The sequence below is a fragment of the Steroidobacter sp. genome (genome assembly GCF_036406195.1).
Taxonomy (GTDB): Bacteria; Pseudomonadota; Gammaproteobacteria; order Steroidobacterales; family Steroidobacteraceae; genus Steroidobacter.
Window position 1 is genome coordinate 249,626 of the sequence record NZ_DASWVW010000019.1, and the last position, 26,002, is coordinate 275,627.

At 62.9% G+C, this 26,002-nt stretch carries 15 protein-coding genes; 12 read left to right on the forward strand and 3 right to left on the reverse strand.

Features of this window, described 5'->3' with window-relative positions:
* Positions 1-17: 17 nt before the first annotated feature.
* Positions 18-2,990: an ATP-binding protein gene (locus VGE08_RS09245; RefSeq protein ID WP_331067580.1), complete on the reverse strand. Its 2,973-nt coding sequence runs from the start codon at positions 2,988-2,990 to the stop codon at positions 18-20.
* A 178-nt stretch (positions 2,991-3,168) separates the two neighbouring features.
* Between VGE08_RS09245 and cysK the strand changes: the two genes are divergently transcribed.
* The 11 genes from cysK (at position 3,169) to VGE08_RS09300 (ending at position 23,354) form a co-directional block, all read left to right on the forward strand.
* Positions 3,169-4,653, forward strand: coding sequence for a cysteine synthase A (gene cysK, locus VGE08_RS09250; protein ID WP_331067581.1), 1,485 nt, complete (start codon positions 3,169-3,171; stop codon positions 4,651-4,653).
* 13 nt (positions 4,654-4,666) lie between these two features.
* Positions 4,667-5,326, forward strand: coding sequence for a carboxymuconolactone decarboxylase family protein (locus tag VGE08_RS09255; RefSeq protein ID WP_331067582.1), 660 nt, complete (start codon positions 4,667-4,669; stop codon positions 5,324-5,326).
* Positions 5,327-5,400: 74 nt separating this feature from the next.
* Positions 5,401-6,261, forward strand: coding sequence for an aldo/keto reductase (locus VGE08_RS09260; RefSeq protein ID WP_331067583.1), 861 nt, complete (start codon positions 5,401-5,403; stop codon positions 6,259-6,261).
* Positions 6,262-6,699: 438 nt separating this feature from the next.
* Positions 6,700-7,638, forward strand: a complete 939-nt coding sequence (locus tag VGE08_RS09265; protein WP_331067639.1) for a ribose-phosphate diphosphokinase — start codon at positions 6,700-6,702, stop codon at positions 7,636-7,638.
* 437 nt (positions 7,639-8,075) lie between these two features.
* Entirely contained in the window at positions 8,076-8,768 is a 693-nt protein-coding gene (locus VGE08_RS09270; protein WP_331067584.1) for a 50S ribosomal protein L25/general stress protein Ctc, read from the forward strand.
* 129 nt (positions 8,769-8,897) lie between these two features.
* Positions 8,898-9,479 (forward strand): aminoacyl-tRNA hydrolase, encoded by a 582-nt coding sequence (gene pth / locus VGE08_RS09275; protein ID WP_331067585.1) that lies wholly within the window; start codon positions 8,898-8,900, stop codon positions 9,477-9,479.
* A 52-nt stretch (positions 9,480-9,531) separates the two neighbouring features.
* Positions 9,532-10,623 (forward strand): redox-regulated ATPase YchF, encoded by a 1,092-nt coding sequence (gene ychF, locus VGE08_RS09280; RefSeq protein WP_331067586.1) that lies wholly within the window; start codon positions 9,532-9,534, stop codon positions 10,621-10,623.
* Between the two features lie 240 nt (positions 10,624-10,863).
* Positions 10,864-13,035, forward strand: coding sequence for a type I secretion system permease/ATPase (locus VGE08_RS09285; RefSeq protein WP_331067587.1), 2,172 nt, complete (start codon positions 10,864-10,866; stop codon positions 13,033-13,035).
* Positions 13,032-14,453 carry an HlyD family type I secretion periplasmic adaptor subunit gene (locus VGE08_RS09290; RefSeq protein ID WP_331067588.1) on the forward strand — a complete coding sequence of 474 codons (1,422 nt, stop codon included), beginning with the start codon at positions 13,032-13,034 and terminating at the stop codon, positions 14,451-14,453. Before VGE08_RS09285 ends, VGE08_RS09290 begins: the two co-directional genes overlap by 4 nt.
* Positions 14,454-14,457: 4 nt before the next feature.
* Entirely contained in the window at positions 14,458-14,997 is a 540-nt protein-coding gene (locus VGE08_RS09295) for a hypothetical protein (RefSeq protein ID WP_331067589.1), read from the forward strand.
* A gap of 11 nt (positions 14,998-15,008) precedes the next feature.
* The gene (locus VGE08_RS09300; RefSeq protein ID WP_331067590.1) at positions 15,009-23,354 is read left to right on the forward strand and encodes a calcium-binding protein; all 8,346 of its coding nucleotides are present in this window, start codon (positions 15,009-15,011) and stop codon (positions 23,352-23,354) included.
* Between the two features lie 60 nt (positions 23,355-23,414).
* Here VGE08_RS09300 and VGE08_RS09305 read toward each other — a convergent pair whose 3' ends face one another.
* Positions 23,415-23,993 (reverse strand): outer membrane beta-barrel protein, encoded by a 579-nt coding sequence (locus tag VGE08_RS09305; RefSeq protein ID WP_331067591.1) that lies wholly within the window; start codon positions 23,991-23,993, stop codon positions 23,415-23,417.
* 131 nt (positions 23,994-24,124) lie between these two features.
* On the opposite strand from VGE08_RS09305, the gene VGE08_RS09310 reads away from it, so the two are divergent.
* On the forward strand, positions 24,125-25,015 hold the full coding sequence (locus VGE08_RS09310; protein ID WP_331067592.1) for a CHAD domain-containing protein: 891 nt from the start codon (positions 24,125-24,127) through the stop codon (positions 25,013-25,015).
* A gap of 88 nt (positions 25,016-25,103) precedes the next feature.
* Here VGE08_RS09310 and pcaD read toward each other — a convergent pair whose 3' ends face one another.
* Positions 25,104-25,913 carry a 3-oxoadipate enol-lactonase gene (pcaD, locus tag VGE08_RS09315; protein ID WP_331067593.1) on the reverse strand — a complete coding sequence of 270 codons (810 nt, stop codon included), beginning with the start codon at positions 25,911-25,913 and terminating at the stop codon, positions 25,104-25,106.
* Between the last annotated feature and the right edge of the window lie 89 nt (positions 25,914-26,002).

Genomic DNA, 26,002 nt, shown 5'->3' on the forward strand with positions numbered 1-26,002 from the left:
TCGCCATATGCTGCGCCTCAGTCGAGCATCGTCCTCAAACCAGCCGCGCGGCTGCGCGTCCACTCCGCGACCGGAGCGTCCTCGAAGTCGGCGAGCGCGGCGATGTGTCTGGCGCAGGCAGGCTCGTCATTCGCTGCACGATGCGCTCGCGCCAGGAGGATGTGCGCGAGCATGACCTCACTGCCACGCTCGAGAGTCTCGGCGCAGCGCAGCGCCTCGGTGGCTCGGTGGATCGCCGCTTGCGGCTTCTGCCGTTCCAGGTCGACGAGCGCCGCTCGATTCAGCGCGTAAGCGAGGCGGTATTTCGCGTCGGCCGCACGCAAGTCCGCCAGTGCCGGATCGAGCGGCGTGGCGTCGTCCGTGATTGCATAGTGACAAAGCGCATCCAGGGTCCGGGCGAAGCAGCGCTCGCTGCCTTCGCGCAACTTCTCACCGAGCTCGATCAGAGTGGCACAGTACGCTCGCGCGGCCTCCGGGCGGCCGCGCTCGATGTCGATCATCGCCAGGTATTCGTTGGCCTGGAATTCGCTGATCCGGTCGCCTGAAGAGCGCGCCAGGATGCGGGCCGACTTGAACTGCTCGGCGGCCTCGTCCAGTCGATTCTCGTGAAAACGCAGCATGCCCAATGCCGCCGGGATCGCGGGATGGCGCAGGTGCTTGCGCGCCGCTAGCGCTTGCACCTCCATCAACATGGCGTCGGCATGCGGCAGATCGCGCTCGAGCATAACCAGGCAGCGCGCGGCTTCGGCCATGCCGATGATGTGTTCCTGATCATCACCGCCGCGAGCCGCCCGCTCGGCTTGCAGGATCTCCTCGCGTGCACCGTCCCAATGTCCGTGCATCCAGTTCACATAGCTCGCCATGTAATAGGCCCGCCGGGCGTGCGTGAGCGCGCCCTGATCCAGCGCCTGTTCGGCGAGCTCGGCGTATTCGCGTGCCGCCGCCCGCCAGTCTTCCAGAGGCGCTGCTGTCATCATGACCTCGCGCAGCTCGATCGTGGGGCACACGCGTTCGGCCGCCGGCAATTGAGCGACCCATTGCAGTCCCTTGCGTGCCAGCGCGAGCGCTTGCTGGTTGGCGAAGAAGCGCAGGCACAATCGACCGGCGGAAATCATGGCGCGCGCGGCCAGTCCCGCGTCGCCGCTTTGTGAAGCGTGGTGCGCCAGGTCGGCGGCGCGTTCGGGATCGAGCGCGGAGTCCTGCTCCAACAGTTCAGCAACGCGCCGATGCATCGAGCGCCGCTGAGCAAGCGAAATCGAGTCGTAAATGCCGCGCGCGATCAAGTCGTGCGAGAAGCGAAATTGCTGCTCGACCGGTAGCAACATTGCCTGGCGGGCAGCAGTCTGCAGCACCTCGCCGATCCGGTTCCAATCCAACCCCGTGACCCGTGCCAGCGTGGCTGCGTCGATTCGCGGCGCAAGCACGGCTGCCCAGCGCAGCACGTTTCCGCCTTCCTTGTCGAAACGAGCGAGGCGCTCCTGCACCAGATCACCGAGCGAACGTGCGTTGTCACCTGCGGCTTCAGCGCGAGCCAATTCGATCGCGAGCAGCGGATTGCCGCTACATTGCCGGCTCAAGCGCTCGCTGTTCGCCTGCGGCGAGCTCGCGCTGATCAGCTCGCGCAAGGCCTCGGGCGCGAGGGGCCCGAGCTTGATATCTTGGAGCAACCCTGTCTGGCGCAACTCTCGCAACGCGCGGCACGCGGGCGCGTTCTCACGTAGCTCGTCCTCGCGACATGCGAAGACGCACAGCAACGGTTGGTCTCGATTCATACGCGCGACGTAATGCAGGGCCGCCGCGCTCGATTCGTCCGCCCACTGCAGATCGTCGAATATCAGCGCTACCGGTTGTACGCTGGCGCGTGCGGCGATCGCATCGCTCAGAGCATCGAACAAGCGATCCCGATTGGTGTGATCGCGCTGCTTGAAAATGGCATCCGCCGCCCCCGCATCGAGCTTGCGCAAGGCGTCGATCCACACTGCGAACGGACGGATCGCCTCGGATTCATAGGCACAGGATTCGAGCAGCAATGCGCCGCTGTTGGCCGCAAGCGTCGCGCTCGTGGCCAGCAAGCGGCTCTTACCGATGCCCGGTTCGCCGCAGATGACCAGCACGCAGCAGCGGCGCTGCTCGATGACGCGCGACAAGGTCGTTGTAATGACATCGATTTCCGCGTCGCGGCCGATGGGCCGAGCGCTCGCCGGCGCCGGGCAGCTTTCGAGGAGCGGACGCGCGAGCTCCGGGCTGCGATTGGCAGGCGCGGCGGTTCGTGCTGCCGGTCTGCGCCAGGCGCGATCGAGCTCGCCGCCAGGCTGCGCGCCCACTTCTTGCAGCATCCGCATGCCCAGCTTGAATTGTTGCTCGGCCTGATCGTCGCGTCCCAGCGCAATGAGCAGGCGGACGAGCGCCGCGCGCGCGCGCTCGTCATGCGGATCGAGTCGCACCAATGTTCGGGCATGCGGGAGCGCTCGTTCCGGATCATCGGCCTGGCGCCGGACCAGTGCGGTCAACAGGCGGACCTGCGAACGGCGCACGGCGTCGCATTCGGCGTGGCGCCAGGCATCGTAGTCCGGCAGATCGGGCAGATCGAGCCCTTCGAGCGGTGTGCCCAGATAGAGTCCGGCGGCTGCTTCGAGCGTTTCGAGGGGACAGCGGTCGAGATCGCCTTCGGCCACTGCCGCGAGCGCATCGATGTCGATGGCGGCTCCGGCCGGATCGAACGCCACGGTGCTGCGGTCGGCGACGATTCGAACTTGCGCTGCGTCGTCGACCAGGCGCCGCAATTTGGAGAGACTCCAACGCAGCGAGCCGCGGGGATCGTCCGGAATCTCCCACAGGAGTGCGCACAAGTGCTCGCGGCGGAAGGGCCGACGGTTCAGCGCGAGATAGGCAAGCAGCGCCCGCGTTTTGCGCGACGCCGGCAATTCCAGGCGCTCCCCGTCGCGTAAGACTTCCAGCTCGCCAATGAATTTAAGCTGCAAGGCCCCCATGGCGGAATTCTACGGCAAGTGCCTGTAAGGGTGCTGCGTCGAGCGATATAACCGGCCGATAGCGGCCGCACCAAGGCAAAAACCACGGTCGGCTGCGAAAAAACCACGCTCGTTCCCACGAACGCACCCACAGTGCCGGCTCAGCATCGCCTCATCCAAATCTCTTACGGAGAGGACGATGGCCCGCTACGACACCATCCTGGAAACGATCGGTAACACGCCGCTGGTGAGATTGAACAAGCTCGCGCCGCCGGGGGTGAACGTTTACGTCAAGATCGAAGCCTTCAATCCGATGGGTTCGGTGAAGGACCGTATGGCCCGCGCCGTCATCGAAGCGGCGGAACGCAGCGGCGAGCTGCGGCCCGGCCAGACGGTCATCGAGGCAACCAGCGGTAACACCGGCATCGGGCTCGCCATGGTCTGTGCCCAGAAGGGATATCCCCTGGTGGTGACCATGGCGGAAAGTTTCAGCATCGAGCGCCGCAAGCTGCTGCGCTTTCTCGGTGCGAAGGTCGTGTTGACGCCGGCCGCGGAGAAGGGCAGCGGCATGTTGGCCAAAGCCGTCGAACTGGCTCGGCAGCATGGTTGGTATCTGTGCCGCCAGTTCGAGAACGAAGCGAATGCCGAGGTGCATTCGCGTACCACCGCGCGGGAGATTCTCACTGACTTCGCGGGCGAGCGGCTCGACTACTGGGTTTCCGGATTCGGCACCGGGGGAACGCTCAATGGGGTCGCTCGCGCACTGAAGAAAGCTAGCCCGGCAACGAGAATCATCGCCGCCGAGCCCGACAATGCGCCGGTGCTTCGTAGCGGCATCCCTCAGCCATGCTCCGCCGATGGCGCGCCGTCGCGCAGCCATCCGCAATTTCGCCCGCATCTCATGCAGGGCTGGGCGCCGGACTTCATTTCGAAGCTCACCGGGCAGGCGGTCGCGGCAGGTCACATCGATGAAATCGTGCCGGTCGCGGGCGCGGACGCGCTGCATCTCGCACGCGAGCTCGCGCGCCGGGAAGGAATTTTTGTTGGCACGTCGAGCGGCGCGACGCTGGCGGCTGCTCTGGATGTGGCGCGGCGCTCGCCCGCAGGCACGAACATCGTTTGCATGCTGCCCGATACCGGCGAGCGGTATCTCTCGACGCCTTTGTTCCAGGATATCGGCGAGGAGATGACCCGCGAGGAACTCGATCTCTCCCGCTCGACGCCGGGATGTCGCTTTGATGCACCGTCGTCCACGCCGGTCATCCAACCGACACGATTGCCGAACGATGCGGATGCCGAACGCTTCGTGGAAGCAGTGCTTTGCAATGAGTCGGTGGTTCTGTTCGCGCTCGAGTGGTGCGAGTTCTGCTGGGCCGTGCGGCGCATGTTCGCGCGCGTCGGCATAAAGTATCGCAGCATCGATCTCGACTCGGTCGAGTACCAGCGCGACGACCTCGGCGGCAAGATCCGCACGGTTCTCATGAACCGCACCGGTGTACCCACCATTCCGCGGATCTTCGTCGGCGGCGAGCACGTCGGCGGGTGCACCGAACTGTTCGAAGCATGGCGCGATGGCTCGTTGCAGCGGCGCCTCGCCGACAACCGCATCCACTACGACACTCGCATCGACCTCGACCCTCGCGACCTGCTGCCGAAATGGCTGCAGCCTCGCAAGTCGGCCTGAACCGGAGAGAACCATGGCATTCATCGATACCAATCACGCTCCCGAGCTGGAAGACGAAGTGCGCGCGATGTACGAACGTCAGGCAGCGCATTACGGCTACATCCCGAACTACGCGAAGGTGTTCTGTCATCGCCCGGAAGTGATGCGCCTGTGGGCGCAGCTGTTGTCCGGCGTCAAACGTCACATGGACAAGAGACGATATGAGCTCACGACGTTCGCCTCGGCGCATGCGCTTCGCAGTACGTTGTGCTCGTTGGCACATGGCAAGGCGCTCACGGAATTCTTCTCGGCGCAGGACATACAGTCGATGGCGCGCGGCAAGACACCGAGCTCGCTATCGGCGGCCGACGTCGCGATGATGGCATTCGCACGTGACGTTGCTCGGGACGCGACCAAGGTCACGAGTGGCCAGATCGAACAGCTCAAGCAGCACGGTTTCACGGACGGTCAGATCTTCGACATTGCCGCCATTGCGGCCGCGCGTGCCTTCTGGACGAAAATTCTGGATGCGCTGGGCGTCGAAGCCGACGCGGCATATCGCGAAATGGAGGGCGAGTTTCGCCGGGCATTGACGGTTGGCAGGCCGATCGATTTCAGGGCCGAGCACCAGTCGTCACCGAGCGGTCGCGATACGAGTCGCGCGGACCGGGCAGCGATTGATGCCGGGTTCTGAAGGATTCGGTTGCCGCTTCCGTGCCCCGCATGCGATGGTCACCGGTGACTGAATCAGTTCAAGCGGAGAGCATCATGGCGGCGTTGACGGCGGCGAAGTCGGGCACTTTTCGTATCGGCGGAGCGCTCGAGATTCATCGACTCGGTTTCGGCGCGATGCGCATCACCGGCCAAGGCGTCTGGGGACCGCCGGCGGACAGGGCCGAAGCGCTGCGTGTGCTGCGACGGTTGCCTGAGCTCGGCGTGAATTTCATCGATACGGCGGATTCCTACGGCCCGGACGTGTCGGAGGAGTTACTGCGCGAGGCGCTGCATCCGTACACAGGATTGGTCGTCGCGACCAAGGGTGGGCTGACGCGCCCCGGGCCGGATCGCTGGTTGACGAACGGTCGGCCCGACCACCTCGTGAAGCAGGCTCGCGGCAGCCTGGCGAAACTCGGCGTGGAGCGCATCGATTTGTGGCAGTTGCATCGGATCGATCCGAAGGTACCGCGCGACGAGCAGTTCGCTGCCGTCAAACAGTTGCTCGACGAAGGTGTGATTCGGTTTGCGGGCTTGAGCGAAGTGACGGTCGAAGAGATCGAAGCAGCCGCGAAGGTGTTCCCGGTCGCGACCGTGCAGAATCGCTACAACCTTATGGACCGCAGCGCCGAGCCTGTCTTGAGCTACTGCGAGCAGCACGGCATCGGGTTCATTCCCTGGAATCCCCTGGCGGCCGGCGGTCTGGCGCAGTCCGGCTCCGCAATCGAGGACATCGCGAAGAAACATCGCGCCCGGCCCAGTCAGATTGCGCTGGCGTGGATGCTCCAGCGTAGCCCGGTGATGCTGCCGATCCCCGGCACCTCGAAGGTGAAGCATCTGGAAGAGAACATCGCGGCGGTCGGGATCGAGCTTTCGGCCAGCGATGTCGGGGCACTCGACGAGCTCGCGTCATAACCAGGTGCAGAGGGCCCGCCAGTTCGCAAGCCACCCACTCGTGCTCGAGCAGGGACCGTTCAACGGCAGGGCGGCCCGGACAGAGCCCCGATCCGCTCGGCTCCACATCCCCATGAGGCGGCGCGGTCCCGGAACCGGGGCCGCCCACGGGTAAATTCCCGCAGATCCTTGAAGCGGGGCAGAAAAAGCCGCCAGGATTCGTGTATATTGCGCCCCCGTTTTGGACCGTGTACGTCAACTGGTTCGCCGCTATTCCGGGTGCCAGCTTCAGTGCCAGCCACGGGAATCGAGGGGAGCGGGGGCTGAGACGGGGTGGGATCAGTAAGTGACTGATTCTATTGGCCCTGGTCCGAAGATGGTCCCGCCGTTCGAAGGTTCGGAGCCTGCCGTCCCCGCCAAGGTGCTTACCAGTCGGAGTCTTGAATGGATCGTGCCACGATGGCGGTGTTTTCGGGCAACGCCAATCCGCAGCTCGCCCAGGATATTGCGCGCCACTTGATGGTGCCGCTGGGCCGGGCCGCGGTCAGTCGCTTCAGCGACAGTGAGTCGACGGTCGAGCTGCTCGAAAACGTGCGCGGGCGCGACGTGTTCATCGTGCAGCCGACCTGTCCGCCGGCCAACGATCACCTGATGGAATTGCTGGTGATGACCGATGCCTGCCGACGCGCTTCGGCCGCGCGCATCACCGCCGTGATTCCTTATTTCGGTTACGCCCGCCAGGATCGCCGGCCGCGCGCCATGCGAGTGCCGATCACGGCGAAGCTGGTTGCGAACATGATCGCGAGCGCCGGTGTGGACCGGGTGCTGACGGTCGATCTGCACGCCGATCAGATTCAGGGATTTTTCGATATCCCGGTGGACAACGTGTACGCGTCGCCGGTGTTGCTTGGCGACGTGTGGAAGCAGAAGTACGACGACCTGATGGTGGTGTCGCCGGACGTTGGCGGCGTGGTGCGCGCCCGGGCGCTGGCGAAGCGCTTGGATGATGCGGAGCTCGCCATCATCGACAAGCGCCGTCCGCGGCCGAACGAGTCCGAGGTGATGAACATCATCGGCGAGGTCAAGGGCAAGACTTGCGTGTTGATCGACGACCTGGTGGATACGGCGGGCACGCTGTGTCATGCAGCCGAGGCGTTGAAGATGAACGGCGCCAAGAAGGTGCTGGCTTACATCACGCATGCGGTGCTGTCGGGGCCGGCGATCGATCGTATTTCGCAGTCGCACCTGGATGAGTTGGTGGTGACGGATACGATTCCGCTGCGCCAGGATGCGAGGAGCTGCAAGAAGATCCGGCAGCTGACGGTGGCGGGGTTGCTTGCGGAGACGATGCGGCGCATTCGGGATGAGGAGAGCGTGAGCTCGCTTTATATCGACTGAGTTTGTTTGTGCGCGCAGCGCCTGGCGGCGCCGCTCGCAGGAAGTGGTTTTATTTTTTATGGCGCGGCTGACGCCGCGCCGGGTTTCGGAGACCGCGGCTTCGCCGCGTGAAACCCGAGGCGGCGGTTTGGACATGGCGCGCAGCGCCTGGCGGCGCCGCTCGCAGGAAGTGGTTTTGTTTTTATGGCGTGGCTGATGCCGCGCCGGTTTCGGAGAGCCGCGGCTTCGCCGCGTGAACCGGGATTGCGGCGCTGGGCCGCGAGCTGGAGTTCTTTGCGGTGAAGCCGCGGAACGAAAACCACAGTGGCGGCATTAGGCCGCTAGATGGAGTCAGGTTTCTTTTTCTCTTCGCGGCGTAGCCGCGGAAAGAAAAAATCACGGTGACGGTGTTATTGGTCGCGATATGCCGTCGCTTTGTTTTTCAACTGGAGTATTTCATGAAAACCTCATTTGACCTCGTCGCCGATTCCCGCGACGGCGTGCAGGGGAAGGGTGCGAGCCGCCGCCTGCGTCGTGCTGGGAAAGTTCCGGCGATTCTCTATGGTGGCCGTCAGGAACCGCAGCAGCTCACTCTGGACCACCAGAACCTGCTGACGCTGCTGGTGAACGAGAAGTTCTTCTCCACCATCCTGCAGCTCAAGATCGATGGCCAGACGCAGGCCGCCATCCTGAAGGACGTGCAGCGTCATCCGGCCAAGAACCAGATCCTGCACATGGATCTGCAGCGCGTGCTGGAGAACGAGAAGATCCGCATGACCATTCCGCTGCACTTCAAGGGAACCAGCGTGGCTCCGGGCGTGAAGACCCAGGGCGGCGTGGTGTCGCACCTGTTGAACGAAGTGGAAGTGGCGTGCTTGCCGAAGGACCTGCCGGAATATCTGGAGATCGATCTGTCGACCATGGAGATCAACCAGATCCGTCGTCTGTCCGATCTGCCGCTGCCCGAGGGCGTCGAGATCGTTGCGCTGACGCACGGTCGCGACGAGGCGGTGGTCTCGATCCATCATCCGCGTGCTGAAGAAGCCGAATCTCCAGCGGCTGCCGCTGCTGCTGCGGCTCCTGCGGCGGGTGCTGCTCCGGCTGCTGCTGCGGCTCCGGCGGCGGCTGCCAAGGCCGCTCCCAAGAAGTAACGCCGGTCGCGCATTCGGCCGTCATCTCTTATAAGAGAGTGGCGGCTGAATGAGCGATCACGACGGCGGGCGGCCAGTAACATTGGTGGCCGTGCCGCCGTCGTTGCTTTACTTTCTCGTAGAACTGCTATGCCCGGTACGCCCCTCAAAATCATCGTCGGTCTCGGCAACCCCGGCCCTGAGCATCTGCTCACGCGCCACAACGCGGGGTTCTGGCTGGTGGATGCGCTGGCCGCCAAGCTCGGCGGCAGCTTTCGCAGTCATGCGAAATTTCACGGCGACATCTGCCGTGTGCAGTACTGCGGCAACGACATCACACTGCTCAAGCCCACCACCTACATGAATCGCAGCGGGCTCGCGATCCGTGCGCTCGCCGATTACACCAAAGTGGAGCCGGCTGAAATCCTGGTCGTACATGACGAGCTGGATCTGCCGGTGGGTGACGTGCGCTTCAAGCTCGGCGGCGGCGCCGGCGGCCACAATGGGCTGCGCGATACCATCACGCATATTGGCCCGGATTTCTGGCGGCTGCGCATCGGCGTCGGTCATCCCGGCGACAAGTCGCAGGTGATCGACTATGTGCTGCGGCGGGCGCCGAAGGAGGAAGAGGAGCGAATCCTCGCCTCCATCGACGTGGCGTTGCAGGTATTGCCGACGTTCCTCGAACAAGGCGCGGAACGCGCCATGAACGAATTGCATTCAAAGAAATGAGGCGCGAGCTCGCCTCATCCCACTCATCGATTATTGGTCGGTAGTCACTTCTATGGGTATCAAGTGCGGCATCGTTGGGCTTCCCAACGTCGGCAAGTCGACGCTGTTCAACGCGCTCACGCGCGCGCAGATCGCGGCGGAGAACTATCCGTTCTGCACCATCGATCCGAACGTCGGCATCGTGCCCGTGCCCGATCCGCGTCTCGATGTGCTCGCGAGCATTGCCAAGTCCGAGCGCACGTTGCCTGCGACCGTCGAGTTCGTCGATATCGCCGGCCTGGTGGCCGGTGCATCGAAGGGTGAAGGCCTCGGCAACAAATTCCTTTCTCACATTCGCGAGACGGACGCGATCGCACATGTGGTGCGTTGTTTCGAGAACGAGGATGTGGTGCACGTCGCCGGCCGCATCAAGCCGCTCGATGACATCGAAGTGATCAACACCGAGCTCGCGCTCGCCGACCTCGATACCGTCGAGCGCGGCCTGCAGCGCGCCGAGAAGGCCTCGAAGGCGGGCGACAAGGATGCGATCAAGCAACGCGACCTGTTGAAGAAGCTCAAGGAGCACCTCGATTCGGGCAAGCCGGCGCGCTCGCTGATCAAGGACCCGGAAGAGAAGAAGCTGCTGCAGGAACTGCACCTCATCACCATCAAACCGTTGATGTACGTGGCCAACGTCGCCGAGGACGGCTTCACCAACAATCCTCATCTCGACGCGGTCCGCAAACTGGCGGAGAGCGAGAATTCCGAAGTGGTAGCCGTGTGCGCTTCCATCGAGGCCGAGATCGCGCAGTTGGATGAAGCCGACCGCGCCGACTTCCTGAAAGACATTGGTCTGGAGGAGCCAGGCCTGAACCGTGTCATTCGTGCCGGCTACCGACTGCTCGGTTTGCAAACCTATTTCACCGTCGGCCCGAAGGAAGCTCGCGCCTGGACCGTTCGCGTCGGCGCCACTGCTCCGCAAGCCGCCGGTGTCATTCACACCGATTTCGAAAAGGGCTTCATCCGCGCCGAAGTCATCGCGTACGAAGATTTCGTCAAGTACAAGGGCGAGCAGGGCGCAAAGGAAGCCGGCAAGCTGCGCTTGGAAGGCAAGGAATACATCGTCCAGGAAGGGGACGTGATGCACTTTCGGTTCAACGTCTGATCGACGCTCATCGAATTCGGCAGGTCTCGGGAACGTCCCAATCGGCAAGAGTGATCGAGCCGGATATTTGCTCGCGCATATCCACCTCCATACCGCTGCCTCATGGACAGCCTGCAATGATTCATCTATATAGGTGACGGGAATTGCCCGGCACGAAGCAGCCTGTCTCGCCAGGTTCGTTCGTGCCGCGCATCGAGAACGCATGGCTGCGGATATAACTGCCTCTCCGGAACCCAAGGAATGGCGCAGGGGATTGCGAATTTTCGGGCGGCTGCCGGACCGCGGTCGGACGCCGCTGCTGAAACCAGGGATCTGGGTCTCGCGGGTCTGGTCCTGCTGGCGCAGTTTCACGAGGTGGCGTGCGATGCGCAGCAGCTGGCTCATCAATATGGGCGCAACAGCGAACCCTTCGACGAGCCGGCCCTGCTGCTGGCGGCCAAGCACCTGGGCCTGAAGGCCCGCATCATTTTCCAAGCTGCCGAGCGCCTCGACAAGATCACACTGCCGGCACTGGCGCTGCAATCCGACGGCGCGCATTTCATCGTCGCCAAGCTCGGCGAGGACAATGTTCTCACTCACGATCTGCTGTTGCAGCGGCCGCAAGTCGTGCCGCGCGCGGAGTTTCAGGCGCGATATTCCGGCAAGTTGCTGGTGGTGACTTCGCGGGCGTCGGCGCTCGGTCAATTGGCGAAGTTCGACTTTCGCTGGTTCGTTCCCGCGGTGGTGAAGTACCGAAAACTGCTGCTGGAGGTCTTCGCCGTCTCCTTCTTCATCCAGCTGCTCGCCCTGGTCACCCCGCTGTTCTACCAGGTCGTAATGGACAAAGTGCTGGTTCACCACGGCCTCACCACGCTGAATGTGATCGCCATCGGGCTGCTTTCCATTGCCGTTTTCGATGTGGCTCTCAGCGGCCTGCGGGCGCATGTATTTGCGCACACCACGAGCAAGATCGATGTCGAGCTCGGGGCGCGGCTGTTCCGTCACATTGTTTCCTTGCCGCTGGCGTATTTCGAATCCAGGCGCGTCGGCGAGACCGTCGCGCGGGTGCGAGAGCTGGAGAACATCCGTAGCTTCCTGACCGGCCAGGCGCTGACGTTGGTGCTCGATCTGTTCTTTACATTCGTATTCCTGGCCGTGATGTTCTATTACAGCGGCTGGTTGACGCTGATCGTGGTGATCTCGCTGCCGCTGTATGCGCTTTGGTCGGCGTCGATCACGCCGCTGCTGCGCAAACGGCTGGACGAGAAATTCGCGCGCGTCGCGGAGAACCAGTCTTTCCTGGTCGAGACGGTGAACGGCATTGGCACCGTAAAAGCGACCGCGGTCGACTCGCGCATGACGCGCACTTGGGACAACCAGCTCGCCGGCTATGTTACAGCGGGATTTCGCGTTACGCGGCTCGCCAATATCGGCCAGCACGGTGTGCAACTGGTGCAGAAGTTGGCAAGCGTCGCGTTGCTGTTCTTCGGCGCGCGACTGGTTATCGAGGGAAAGTTGTCGGTAGGCCAGTTGATCGCCTTCAATATGCTTTCCGGGCAAGTGACGGCGCCGATCATCCGGCTGGCGCAGCTATGGCAGGACTTCCAGCAGGTCGGCATTTCGGTGGAGCGCCTGGGAGACATCCTCAACACGCGCACCGAGTTGCCGGGCAGCCGTATCACGCTGCCTGGTATCGAAGGTCGCGTCACCTTCGAGCGCGTGACGTTTCGCTACCGCCCGGACGCGCCCGAAGTGCTGGATCGCATCGACCTCGACATCGGCGCCGGCGAAGTGATCGGCATCGTGGGACGATCGGGCTCGGGCAAGAGCACGCTGACCAAGCTGGTGCAACGCTTGTATGTGCCGGAACGAGGCCGCGTATTGATCGACGGTCACGATCTGGCGCTCGCCGATCCAGCATGGTTGCGTCGGCAGCTCGGCGTGGTGTTGCAAGAGAACTTCCTGTTCAATCGCACGATCCGGGAGAATATTGCGCTCTCCGATCCCGGAGTGCCGCTCGAACGCGTCATTCACGCGGCCAAATTGGCGGGCGCGCACGACTTCATCCTGGAGCTTCCGGAAGGCTACGACACCAAAGTTGGCGAGCACGGCGCGGGGCTGTCCGGCGGGCAGCGTCAACGAGTGGCCATCGCCAGAGCGCTGATCACCGATCCGCGCATCCTGATATTCGATGAAGCGACCAGTGCGCTCGACTACGAGTCGGAGCACGCTGTGATGTCGAATATGCGGGCGATCTGTCGCAATCGCACCGTTCTCATCATTGCGCATCGCTTGTCCACCGTGCGAAATGCGAATCGCATCGTTGTCGTCGAGAAGGGCCGCATCGTGGAATCCGGCAGTCACGCCGAGCTGGTGGATCGCCCGGGAGGTCATTACGCGAATCTCTATCGCTTGCAGCAGGGCGGAACATGACGCACGTACTGCAAGCATGGAAAGAATTCGCGGGACGCTACGCAGACGCATTCAGATCTGCCTGGTCCATGCGCGAGACGCTGGACCCGCCGAATCGCAGCGGCGACGAGCTGGCATTCCTGCCTGCTCACCTGGAGCTGATCGAAACGCCGGTGTCGCCGAGCTTGCGCTGGACGATGCGGCTCATCATCGGATTGTTTTGCGTGGCGCTGCTGTGGTCCATCCTTGGCAAGCTCGACATTGTCGCGGTCGCGCCCGGTCGAACGGTCGTGAGTAGCCGCACGAAGATCCTACAGCCGATGGAGACGGCGGTGGTCCGGCGCATTCTCGTGCGCGACGGTCAGGCCGTGAAGGCTGGAGACTTGCTGATCGAGCTGGACGCCACCAGTGCCGCAGCAGAATTGGAGCAAGCCAACGAAACGCTGATCAACGCGCGCCTCGCCGAAGCGCGCTATGCGGCGATCGAAGCGGCGTTACGCACCGGTGATCTCGATCCCATCCAAGTCGCGGCCCCGGTCCCACGGGCTCGCCTGGAGGCGACCCAACAGTTGGCCAGCAGTGAATTCAACGAGTACCAGGCCAGACAACAAAGCCTGCAAGCCACGATCAGCGTCCGCCGCGCCGAAGCGGATACGGTGCGCTCGCAGATCGCGCCACTGGAAGAGAGCGTTCGCATCGCCCGGGAGCGCAGTGCGACCCTGGCTCGGCTGCTGGATGACAAGTACATCTCTCGCCACGACTATCTCGCTCGCGAGCAGGAGCGAGTCGACATGGAGCGACTGCTGACTGCGCAGCAGGCGCGTCTGCAGGAAACCGTGTCCGCGATAAGCGCTGCTAGCGATGAGCTGCGCGTGCTGAATGCGGAGACTCGACAGCGAGCGCTGGATGGCTTGCGACAGGCGCGCGAACAGATCGGCCAGTTCACGGCCGAGGTCAGCAAGACACAGCAGCGCAGCCAACTCATGCAGTTGCGCGCGCCGGTGGACGGGACGGTACAACAGCTCGCGATCCACACCGTCGGCGGCGTGGTAACGCCGGCGCAGGAACTGCTGGCGATCGTGCCATCCGCGGAAGCCTTGGAAGTCGAGGCCACGGTGCTCAACAAAGACATCGGTTTCGTGCGCGCCGGCCAAAGTGCCACGGTCAAAATCGAAAGTTTTCCGTACACGCGCTACGGTTACCTCGAGGGCATCGTGGAAAGCGTGTCGCACGACGCCGCGCAGGACGAAAATCTGGGGCTCGTGTTTCAGGCGCGGGTCAGGCTCAGCGACGCATCACTGTTGATCGACGGCGTCACCGTGGCGCTGACGCCCGGCATGGCACTGAGCGTGGAAATCAAGACTGGCAGGCGGCGCGTGATCGACTACGTGCTCAGTCCGCTGCGTCAGCATCAGAGCGAGTCGATGAGGGAGAGATAGCGAGATGAAGAAGGTTCTGCTGGTCGCGCTCGCACTGGTTACGTTGCTGCAGGTTTGCGTGGCGGCAAGTAATGCCTCAGACAGCTTCTGCGATCCCGGCAGCGAAAGTTTCTATCCTCGCCAGAGCGCACTCGAGTGGGAGCCGGTGCCACCGCAGAGAATCGCGGAAGCGGATTACCACGGGCGCATTTTCGAAGCTCGAGTCGTGGACGGAGAACAGCAGCTGTTTGGCTACAGGGTGCTCATGAACATCCGTGGCAAACCGATCCATGTTTCAGTCGCGCTGCTGGATCGTGCGCAGGAAACCATCGATGTGAAGCGGCTGGCCGCCGAGGCGCGGCTGCTGCTGCAGAACGAAGCCATGAAGGTCGCCCGCCAACAGCGCGATAAAAGGGCATTCGTTTCGCTCTCGAGCAATGAGTACGACATTGTGCTCTGGTCGTGGCGCTCGGGCTGGTACTTCAGCGTCGTCGCCCCAGATCGCTTCTCGGTATTCGAGCTAGCAGGGAACACGGTTGGGTATGTCTGTACCTATCAGCAATAAGGAGATGCAACATGGCGCTCGCGCATGTGAACAGCAACTATGGGCAGGGGATCGACTATCGAGGGGCTCGCAACGAGGAGATCAAACGCTCCGAGAACGATCCTTTGCGAGTCAATGGCCAGCCGCTGGGAGTCCATCTGGATCACGCCGGCCGGCCGGCCATCGGGTATGGCTTCGATCTGCTCACCAAGGACCTGGGCACGCTCGCGGCCGAGTTGGCGCCGTACCTCGCGCAGGGAGTGACGATCAGCGCGCGGCAGATCGAGCTGCTGCGCTCTCGCCGGACCGGGCAGGCGGTCAACCTGCCTGGAAATCCTCCTGCTGTTCCCGCAGACCCGCTGCATGGTCAGGTCATCAACAACGCCACGCTCCTGGCCGAATGGGCGAATATCACATTGGCATCGGAAGTGCGGGCCACCGACCTGCTCAACCTGACCGTCGATCGATACGAAGCCGCCTTGAGCGCCGCACTCGGTGCCCATGATATTCCGGAGTCGAGAGAACGCGCCGCGCTGCTGTCCATCCTCTACAATTTGAGCGGTCCGACCGCGGCGGCCATCAGGGCCAACATCCCCACCACGCTGGCGGTCATTACCAACAACCAGAACGATCCCGGACAGAAAGCCAAGATCTGGTTCGAGATCAAGTACAACACCAATGCGGCCCGGGACCCACAGCTGCAACCACGGCGCAACCGCGAGGCGGCACTGTTCGGCTTGTATCAGAACGGTATCTCTGCGTCGTCCGAAACCGAGGCCAAGGCGGTGATGTACGCTCTGGAGGAGCGGCGAAGCGATATCCAGGACTATCTGAATCGCATCGGCGGCAACATGACCACGGACTATGAAGCCTTCATCGCGTCCGCGAAAACGTTGCTGGTCGACAGATATGCCAGCGGCGAGACGTTCGAGCGCGTATTCATCGGCACGACCACCGGTTATCAGGACAGGAACGGTGCGCAAAAGGAGATCGACGACATCATCGAGGGCACCGCAGATCGCGATCTGATCATCGCGCAGGAAGGCGACGATATCGCCAATGGCGGTGCCGGGGACGATTACATCTTCGGTGAGGCGGGCGAGGACGTCCTGCATGGCGATGGTGGTGATGACCACGTCGATGGCGGCGACGATGACGATGTCCTGTACGGCGACGCCGGTGAGGACAAGTTGTTCGGGGGCAGTGGCGAAGATGTGCTTTACGGCGGTACCGAGGACGACGAGCTGCACGGAGACGACCACGACGATGTTCTGTATGGCGAAGACGGCAACGACACCTTGCGCGGTGGCGCCGGTGAGGATGTGCTCGAGGGGGGCGAGGGCGTCGATTATTTGTACGGTGGAACGGAACGTGACTACTTGTACGGCGGCGCCGGAGAGGATTGGTACTACGCCGATAGCCAGGACATCATCGAAGATTCCGGCCGAGACGGTCACGTACTCTTGAACAATCGGGTGCTGGGCGGCGGCACGAGGAAGGAGAGCGATCCGGCCAACACCTATTACGGCGGCGGCAATACCTACGTTTGGGATGGCAGCACGCTAACCATCAATAACGGCCTGGTGATCCTCAACTTCAACAATGGCGACCTGCACATTACCCTGGAGCCCGAAGACGAGGACGACCCGCCGACGCCACCGGACGAAACACCGAACACCGATGACGCCTCGCGGCGCACGTCGCCCATCGTGCTCGACCTCGATGGCGATGGCATCGAAACCTTACAGCTGGGCACGAGCTACTTCGATCACGACGCCGACGGGTTGAGCGAAGGTTCCGGCTGGGTCAGCCCGGATGACGGCTTTCTGGTGCACGACCGGGATGGCGATGGCCTCATCACCAGCGGCGCGGAGCTGTTCGGCAACAACACGCTGTTGAGCAATGGCCAACGCGCCGAGAACGGCTTTCAAGCGCTGGCCGAGTACGACAGCAACGGCGACGGCGTGGTCGACGCGCAGGATGCGGGCTATGCATCGCTACAAGTGTGGCGAGATCTCAACGGCGACGGCATCAGTGATGCCGGTGAATTGCAGAGCCTTGCGGCAGCGGGCGTGCAATCGATCAGCACCGGCTATGCCGATTCAACGCACGTCGACGGCAACGGCCACGAGCACCGCCAGGTTGCCACCATCGTGCTCAGCGATGGGACCGCCTCCACTGCAGCCGATGTCTGGTTCAGGATCGATACCGCGCGGCGCGTCAACAGCGGCGCCATCGAGCTGACGCCGGAGGTGCTGCAACTGGCGAATGCCAAGGGCTTCGGCAAGGTGCACGACTTGCGTCAAGCCATGGTGCTCGATGCGGGCTTGAAGGATCTGTTGAATCAGTATGTCGCGGCCACCGATCCTGTCAGCCGCGATGCTTTGCTCGATACGTTGATCTATCGCTGGGCCGGCGCGGCGGACGTCGATCCATTCAGCCGCGACCCGCGGAAGGTGTACGGCCACGTGATGGACGCGCGGCAGCTGGTGACGCTCGAAAATCTGGTGGGCCATCCTTATGTAGGCATCTGGTGTTGGGGCGAGCTCGATCCCAACCCGCACGGCCAGGCGGCGCCACTGCTGATCGCGGAATATCTCGAGTTCAAGCGCTTCACCGCTGCGCAAATCCTGGCACAGACCGAATATGCGGCAGAGCTCGACATCGTCAAATCGGTGTTTGGCTCCGACACGGAGCGGATGGTGGTGGACTGGGATGCGCTGCTCGGCAAGCTGCAGACGCTGTACGCCACCGGGCAGATGGATCGCCTGGAGGGTGTCATTGCCGTGCTCACGGATCTGGGCACGTACTCGCCGAGCTATCGGATCGGTCGCGACGCGGCTTTCCAGGCCATCGCCGCCTCCGATGCCAACCTGGCTCCGTACTTCGACTTCTCGACGCGGATCGGCACCGCAGCGAATGAAACATTGTACGGTGTGAGCGGCGGCACGATCTTCCATGGCCTCACGGGCGACGACCGTCTGTACGGCTACAGCGGCGGAGACAGTTATCAGTTCAGTCGCGGCGACGGCAATGATGTCATTCTCGATCGCGGCGGGTTGGACCAGATCGTGTTCGGCAACGGCATCACGCAGGCCGATCTCACGATGACGCGCAACGCCACGACCGTGTGGATAACGGTCAACAACGCCGATGGCACCAGTGCCGGCTCGCTGCGCATCGACAACTTCTTCGATTTCGACGGCACCGTGGACTTCGGCGCCATCGAGCTGATCCGTTTCGCCGACGGCAGCAGCCTGAACCAACAGCAGATCCTGGCAATTCTCACCGCATCCTCGCTCACGCCGAACGATGACCTGGTGTTCGGCACCGCGCAGGCCGATGTCATCGACGCACTGGCGGGCAACGACAACATCCATGGATTGGGCGGCAACGATCAGTTGTCCGGCGGCGCCGGCAACGATGTGCTGATGGGCGACGATGGCAATGACACGCTGAACGGTGGTGCCGGCGATGACTCGCTCATCGGTGGTCGTGGCAGCGATACCTACCTGTTCGGCGCGGGCCACGGCAACGATGTCATCGACAACGCCGCGGAAACCTCGGGCAAGGTCGATCGCATAGTGTTCGACGCGACCATCGATCGCAACTTGGTGAGCGTGCGTCGCGAAGGCAACGATCTGTGGATACGAACGACGTCCACCGACAGCATCAAAGTCACCAACTACTTTCGCAACCAGGCGGTCGGCGGCATCGCGGTTGAACAGATCGAGTTCCACGACGGTGCGGTATGGAGCATCGAAGACGTCAAAGGCATGGTGCTGCAGGCGAGCTCGGGCAACGACGTGATCGAAGGTTATGACTCGAACGACACATTGTCGGGCCTCGCTGGCGACGATCGTCTGAGTGGCCTCGCGGGCAACGACATCCTTGCGGGCGGCGACGGCCACGACACGCTGGACGGCGGCCTCGGCGACGATCAGCTCACCGGCGATGCCGGCAACGACGTGTTGCGTGGCGGTGAGGGCAACGACCTGCTCGACGGCGGCGCCGGCGACGATCGACTGGATGGGGGCAGTGGCGAGGACACGTTGGAAGGCGGGGCTGGCAACGACGTGCTCGACGGCGGCGCGGGTCGCGACATTCTGCGCGGTGGCGAAGGTGATGACACACTTATCGGCGGCGCAGGCGACGACTTCTTGGCGGGCGGCACCGGCACTGATCGCCTCAATGGCGGCGGAGGCACGAATCGTTATCTCTTTGCGCGCGGTGACGGGCACGACACGCTTGTCGATGCCTATGAAGACGTCGTCACGATCTACATTTCGAACCTGTCGCTCGAGGAAATCGTTTTCCGGCGGGACGGCACCAGCCTGGTCATTGCCTTCCAGAGCAGCCCGGAGGACCGGTTGTCCCTCAGCGCGTTCTTCCGTGACGAGATCGCCATCAGCGGCATCCGTCTGCAGTACGGCGATGGCCAGGAGACATTCATCGATCCGGAGCAGTTGCGCCTGCTGACGCTCGCAGGCACTGATGGTGACGATGTCATCTACGGCTATTCCGCCAACGATCTGATCGAGGTGTTGGACGGCAACGATGATGTCTACGCAGGCGATGGCAATGACACCGTGCGAGGCGGTGCCGGCAACGATCGGCTGGAAGGCGGCGCCGACAACGATCAGCTCGAAGGTGGCACAGGCGACGACCTGCTGCGAGGTGGCGATGGGTTCGACATCCTGGAGGGTGGCGCCGGAGCCGACCGGCTGGAAGGCGGGGCGGACGAAGACCGCTATCGCTTCGGGCCGAACTGGGGAGCCGACGTTATCCTCGATACGGCCGGCAGCGACGATCGCGTCATTTTCAATGAAGTAAGCTTCACGAATATGCTGTTCCGGCGCGATGGCTCCGACCTGGTGGTGCGGGAGCAGGGCACCGACAATGAGTTGCGGGTGCTCGGGCACTTCTCCAACGTGGCAGGGGTCGCCGGGGCCAATGCCATGGAGTGGTTCTACTTCTATAACGGGGCGACCGGTCTGAGCATGAGCTACGAAGGGACCAAGCTCATGGCTTTGCAGGGCACGGCGCAGGACGATGCCATCTTCGGGCACGCCGACAACGACACCATCGACAGCGGCGCTGGTAACGACTACGTCGAGGCGGCCTACGGAAATGACATCGTGAACGGCGGCGACGGCAACGACGTTCTCAACGCTGGCGACGGTGACGATGTGTTGTTTGGCGACGCCGGCGACGATGTGCTTCATGGCGTCACCGGCAACAATCAACTGCACGGCGGTGATGGGGCGGATACGTTGTACGGCGGCGACGGCAACGATCTGCTGTTCGGCGATGCCGGTAACGACGTGCTCGAGGGTGGCTACGGCGATGACATCCTTCGCGGTGGCGAGGGTGACGACGTGCTGAGGGCCGGCGGCGGAGCGAACAATGAGCTCTACGGCGAAGCGGGCAACGACACGTTGCACGGTGCCGGCTTGCTCGATGGCGGCGCGGGAGACGATTCGCTCGAAGGCACGGGCGTGCTGCTCGGGGGCGACGGCAACGACACGCTGCGAGGATACGGCTCGGACATCTTGCGCGGTGGTGCAGGCAATGACGTGCTGCAAGCCTACAGCAATGTCTGGGGCCAGGGCAGCAACCAGCTCGAGGGCGGCGCTGGCGATGACATTTTGTACGGTTCCTTCGGCGAAGACACTTACGTCTTCAATCTCGGCGACGGTCACGATTTGTGGATCGAGCGCCGCGAGAACGAGGCCTTTGGAAACATCGAACCGAGCGCCGATACGGTGGTTTTCGGCGAAGGGATCGAGGCCAGCGACCTGAGCTTCCATCGGCGTGGCGATGACTTGATCGTCGAGCATGCCAACGGCACAGATTCAATCACTATCCAGAACTGGTTCCGCGAGCCGACCGATCATTTCAAATTGGAACATTTCCTATTCGCCGACGGCAGCTCGCTGAGCCAGGCGGACGTGGAAAGCCAGGTGATCCGTCACGGCACGGCAGGCGTCGACACCTTCATTGGCTATCGCGAGCTCAACGACACCATGCTGCTCGGCGACGGCGACGACTTTGCCTGGGGGCGCTTGGGCGACGACGTAATCCACGGCGAAGGCGGCGCCGACTATCTCGAAGGCGAGGCCGGAAACGACGCGTTGTTCGGTGGTGCGGGCAACGATCAGCTCGACGGCGGCTTGGGCAACGACGTAATGGCTGGCGGCACGGGCGATGACAAGTATGTCTACGCGCTCGGTGACGGTACCGACATCGTCGATAACACCGGCGGCGGCTATGACGGCGTGTTCTTCACCGGCGGCATCGGCGCGAACCGGTTGAGCTTTGCGCGCGATGGCGACGACTTGATGATCCTGGTTGATGGCGACACGGCGCAATCGGTGCGCGTGCTGAATCACTTCCTTGGCGGCGACAACGCGATCAGCTACGTGCAGCCAGACGGGGGCTTCTTGATCGATGCAGCGCGCATCGGCCACATCGTCGCCGCGCAAGGCGTGCCCGGGAATTTCACGGCGCTGATCGACGGCACTGGTGCGGGCGAGCAGTTGGTGGGATATGAAACACGCGATCTGCTACGGGGCCACGGAGGCGCCGACACGATGTTCGGCATGGCCGGCGACGATCAGCTCGAAGGCGGCGATGGCAACGACTATCTCTCGGGCGGCAACGGCACGCAGGCAAGCTCGGGCAACGATGTATTGATCGGCGGCGATGGCAACGACGTTCTGGTCGGCGAGGACGGCGACGACGTTCTGGTCGGCGGCTTGGGCGATGACCAGTACTACTATCGCGAGGGCTACGGCGTCGACGTGATCGACAATAGCCACGGCGGTTTCGACGGCGCGTTCTTCATCGACATCGAGCGCGCTCGCCTGAGCTTCCAGCGCGACGGCGACGATCTGGTCATCCTGGTGGACAACGACCCGGCTCAGCAACTGCGCGTGACCAACCATTTTCTCGGCGGCAACCACGCCATCGATTACGTTCAGCCCGAGGACGGCCCGTATCTCACTACGGCGCAGATCAATCAGCTCGTCGATAACGGTTCGGGCGGTGAGTACGATCAGGTCATCACGGGCACGTCTGCCGGCGAGCAACTGGTGGGTGGCGCCAACAAGGATCTCATCCGGGGGCTCGGCGGTGACGATCAGCTGTTCGGCCTGGGTGGCGACGACACGCTGCAGGGCGGCGATGGCGCCGACTATCTTGCTGGAGGCGGAGGCAGCGGCACCGGGTCCGGCGCGGATCGTCTCGAGGGCGGCGCCGGCAACGATACGTTGGCCGGCGAGGATGGCGCGAATGTGCTGATCGGCGGGGCTGGCGACGACAGTTACATTCACGGTATCGGTCAGGACACGATTGACAACACCGGTGGCGGTTTCGACGGCGTGTTCTTCGACGCCGCAATCGCGGTGGACGATCTTGCATTCGCCCGCGATGGCGATGATCTCGTGATCACCGTGAACGATTCTCCCAGCAATACCGTGCGCGTCATCAATCATTTCCTGGGCGGCGACTATTCGATCGACTTCGTGCAACCGGGCAGTGGCGCAATGCTGGACACGGCTGCGATCAACGCGCTAGCCGGCGAAGGTGGCGGCGATCCGGGTGGCCCCGGCGACGGCGGAGATCAGGGCAATGATGCCGATTATCCCAACGTCGTCACGGGCACCGCGGCGGGAGAGCAATTGCTCGGCAGCAACGGTCGCGATCTGATTCGCGGCCTGGCCGGCGACGATCAGCTGTTCGGTTTCGGCGGCGATGACAAGTTCGACGGCGGCGACGGCAATGACTACATCTCGGGCGGCAACGGTTCGTTCAGCGGCTCCGGCAACGACATCCTCATCGGCGGAGCGGGCAACGACACGCTGGTCGGCGAAGATGGCGACGATCGCTTGTTCGGCGGCGCCGGCGATGACGATTATTTGTATCGGGCCGGTTCGGGCAGTGACCTGGTGTACGCCGGCGGCGGCACGGACTGGCTGTTTTTCGATGGCATCGCCAGCAACCGGCTCGGCTTCCACCAGGACGGCAACGATCTGGTGATCCGCGTCGATGGCGACGCCAATCAGCAGGTGCGCGTCGTCGATCACTTTCTCGGCGGCGAGCATGCGATCGGCTTCGTGCAACCGGGTACCGGATTCGCGATTGCGGCTGCGCAGATTCCGGGCTTGCTGACTCCGCTACCTGGAGGGGCAGCGCCGGCGATGATGAGTACGCTCACGCGTCCCCGCACTCAGTCCGTGATTCATTCCAACCTGCATGCAAGTGCGGAGCTGGACAGCCTCATCAGCGCGATGGCGGGCTTTGCGCCCGCCGAAGCCAGCATCACCGGGTTCGCAGCGGTGCGGACCGCGCATTATCAATTGGTGGCAACGCCCTGAGGCACGGGCGGACGGGTGGCGTGGCGGATGTTTCCGCCACGCCACCAGCAAGGTATCGGACTAGAAGCTGAAGCGGCCTTGAGCGCCGAACACGCTGGTGTCGCCGCCGAGCGTGATCAACAAGCCGGCCGAGAATTGCGGCGTGAAGTTGTAACGGCCTTCGCCGATCAGATACGTGTCGCTGTCGATGCCGGCCACATCCACGGCCACGTGCTCGACACCGCCCTCCACCTCGATCTTCGGCGCGACGAAGGTGCGCAGGCGCACGCCGGCGAACAGGCCCGTATCGTCGTCGTCGAAGCGGCCGAAATCCACTTCATAGGTCACCACGCCGGCGCGAGCGATCAGGTCGAGGTTGTTGCCGATCGGCCAATGGCCGCCGGCACCGACCATCAGGCGGGTGGCGTCGACGCCGTTGTCCAGGTCGAGCTCGGCGAGCTCGGCCAGAGCGAAAATGTTCTGATAGACCGGCAGTGAGCCACGCAGCTGAATGCCGTCGCCGTCCACATCGAGGCCGTTGGCGTCGATTTCCGCCTCTGGAAAATGCGCCACGTCGACGTAGCGATAACTGAGACTCTCGGCCGAGGCGGCCATCGGCAGCGCCAGCACGGCCGCACAGATCAAGTTCTTCGCGTTCATTTTCATAGTTGGGTTCGTTCACTCTAGGTCGTAGCGCGTCGGTGCGCTGGCTGTATTCTACTGTTCTTGCCGTAGGGGCGCTTGGATTCGAGCGCCAGCGTCGGTGCTTGGCGACAGGATGGGCGGATGACATGGCCGAGCTGCAGTGTGACGAAGCTGGCTTGTCCGGTGTGCGGCGCATTCTTCTGGAATGGAGCGCCGAGGCCGACGATTCGTTACATGAGAAAAGAGTCACGGATGCCGACATCCACGAGGCTCGCAAACATCTCAAGAAGGTCCGCGCCGCACTGCGATTGCTGAGAGACGCGATCGGAGAGACCACCTATCGGCGCGAGAACATCGCGCTAAGAGACATTGCCCGCCCGCTTGGCGTCGCCCGCGATCGCAAAGTATTGATCGCCACGTTGGATGACCTTGTGGAACGCTATGCGCCGGCCACTCGAAGACTGCAGTTGAACCAGTTTCGACGCGTGCTGCGAAAGGAGTATTCGATGGCGCGGCAAGCGATCACCGCGACTTCGATAAACAAGCAGCGAAAGGCGTTACGTGAAGTCAGCTCGCGCGTGAATCGCTGGCGGATGCAAGGAAAGGAATGGCAGGTGATCGGTGGCGGCCTGGAGCGTAGTTACCGGCACGGCAGGAAGGCCATGAAGGTCGCAGCTCGGACTCGAGCCGACGAAGATCTCCACGACTGGCGCAAGCAAGTGAAGTACTTGTGGCATCAGCTGCAAATCCTCGAGCCGGTGTGGCCGGCATTGTTGGGTGAGTTGGTCGGGCAAACCCACAAGCTGGCAAATCATCTCGGCGACGATCATGACCTGGCGGTGCTGCGCGAAAAGATAGCCGGTCACACCGACACATTCGAAAACGAGGATGCCGAGGCACTGATCGCGGTGCTGGATCGCCGGCGCAAGCAATTGCAGAAAAAGGCGATCCAACTGGGTGCGCGCATTTACGAGGAAAAGCCGCAGCGTTTCGCGAGCCGTATCGGCAGCTATTGGCGGGTATGGCGCAAGAAATAATGCAGAGCATGGACCGGCGGATAACCACTGGCCGACTACTGCGTGCACATCATGAGCGCCTGTAGCTCAGCCCGGCTGAGACGGAGCATTACTCCGTCGGTTCAGGTTGACTCAGCTCGCCCTGCAGGAACTCGATCAACGTCGCGTTGAATTCGTTCGCGCGCTCGATGTTCGACAGGTGCGCGGCTTCCAGCATCGCCAGCTTGGCTTCCGGAATCCTGCTGGCGATCAATTCGGCCTGTTCGGGCGGCGTCGATGTATCCGCCGTGCCGCCGATGACGAGTGTCTTGGCGGCAATGCTGCCGATCGATTCGCGTTGATCCATGTCGCGAATGGCCGCACAACAGGCGGCATAGCCTTTCGGCGAACATTCCAGCAGCAGCGAGCGAATGCGCGCCACTTTCTCGGGCTGCTCCTGATGAAATTGCGGAGTGAACCAGCGTCCGAGCGTGGCTTCCGCCAAAGCGGCCGTGCCCTGAGTCTTCACGGTCTGGATTCGCGCGTCCCAATTCTCTCGCGGCCCCATGTAGGGTGCGGTATTGCACAGCGCGGCTTTCAACACGCGGTCCGGCCACTTGGTTGCGATGTGCATGGCGATCATGCCGCCTAGCGAAATGCCGCAAAGGTGGGCGCGAGCGACGCCGCAGGCATCGAGCACATTGAGCGCGTCGGTAGCCAGCAGATCCATGGTGGCTTCTCGGTGCGTGCCGCTTGTAGATTTGCCATGCCCGCGCGCATCGAAGCGAATCAACTCGAACCGTTCACTCAGCGCCTCGAGCTGGTCGTCCCACATCTCCAGCGACGTGCCCAGCGAATTCATCAACAACAGCGCCGGCGCACCCGGCCGCGGAGTGTGCTCGACGCGAAGTTCTACATCCTGTGAGGTGACTTGCTTCATTACGCCCCCGGCGTCATCTAAAGCCGCATATTGTAAGGCCTGCGTTCCTATAACACGCCCTTGCGTCACCCGGGTTCCCTGGGGCCCGG

Coding starts and splice junctions, on each gene's coding strand:
- VGE08_RS09245 (WP_331067580.1), bottom strand. CDS start 2,990: ATGGGGGCCTTGCAGCTTAAATTCATTGGCGAGCTGGAAGTCTTACGC.
- cysK (WP_331067581.1), top strand. CDS start 3,169: ATGGCCCGCTACGACACCATCCTGGAAACGATCGGTAACACGCCGCTG.
- VGE08_RS09255 (WP_331067582.1), top strand. CDS start 4,667: ATGGCATTCATCGATACCAATCACGCTCCCGAGCTGGAAGACGAAGTG.
- VGE08_RS09260 (WP_331067583.1), top strand. CDS start 5,401: ATGGCGGCGTTGACGGCGGCGAAGTCGGGCACTTTTCGTATCGGCGGA.
- VGE08_RS09265 (WP_331067639.1), top strand. CDS start 6,700: ATGGCGGTGTTTTCGGGCAACGCCAATCCGCAGCTCGCCCAGGATATT.
- VGE08_RS09270 (WP_331067584.1), top strand. CDS start 8,076: ATGAAAACCTCATTTGACCTCGTCGCCGATTCCCGCGACGGCGTGCAG.
- pth (WP_331067585.1), top strand. CDS start 8,898: ATGCCCGGTACGCCCCTCAAAATCATCGTCGGTCTCGGCAACCCCGGC.
- ychF (WP_331067586.1), top strand. CDS start 9,532: ATGGGTATCAAGTGCGGCATCGTTGGGCTTCCCAACGTCGGCAAGTCG.
- VGE08_RS09285 (WP_331067587.1), top strand. CDS start 10,864: ATGGCGCAGGGGATTGCGAATTTTCGGGCGGCTGCCGGACCGCGGTCG.
- VGE08_RS09290 (WP_331067588.1), top strand. CDS start 13,032: ATGACGCACGTACTGCAAGCATGGAAAGAATTCGCGGGACGCTACGCA.
- VGE08_RS09295 (WP_331067589.1), top strand. CDS start 14,458: ATGAAGAAGGTTCTGCTGGTCGCGCTCGCACTGGTTACGTTGCTGCAG.
- VGE08_RS09300 (WP_331067590.1), top strand. CDS start 15,009: ATGGCGCTCGCGCATGTGAACAGCAACTATGGGCAGGGGATCGACTAT.
- VGE08_RS09305 (WP_331067591.1), bottom strand. CDS start 23,993: ATGAACGCGAAGAACTTGATCTGTGCGGCCGTGCTGGCGCTGCCGATG.
- VGE08_RS09310 (WP_331067592.1), top strand. CDS start 24,125: ATGGCCGAGCTGCAGTGTGACGAAGCTGGCTTGTCCGGTGTGCGGCGC.
- pcaD (WP_331067593.1), bottom strand. CDS start 25,913: ATGAAGCAAGTCACCTCACAGGATGTAGAACTTCGCGTCGAGCACACT.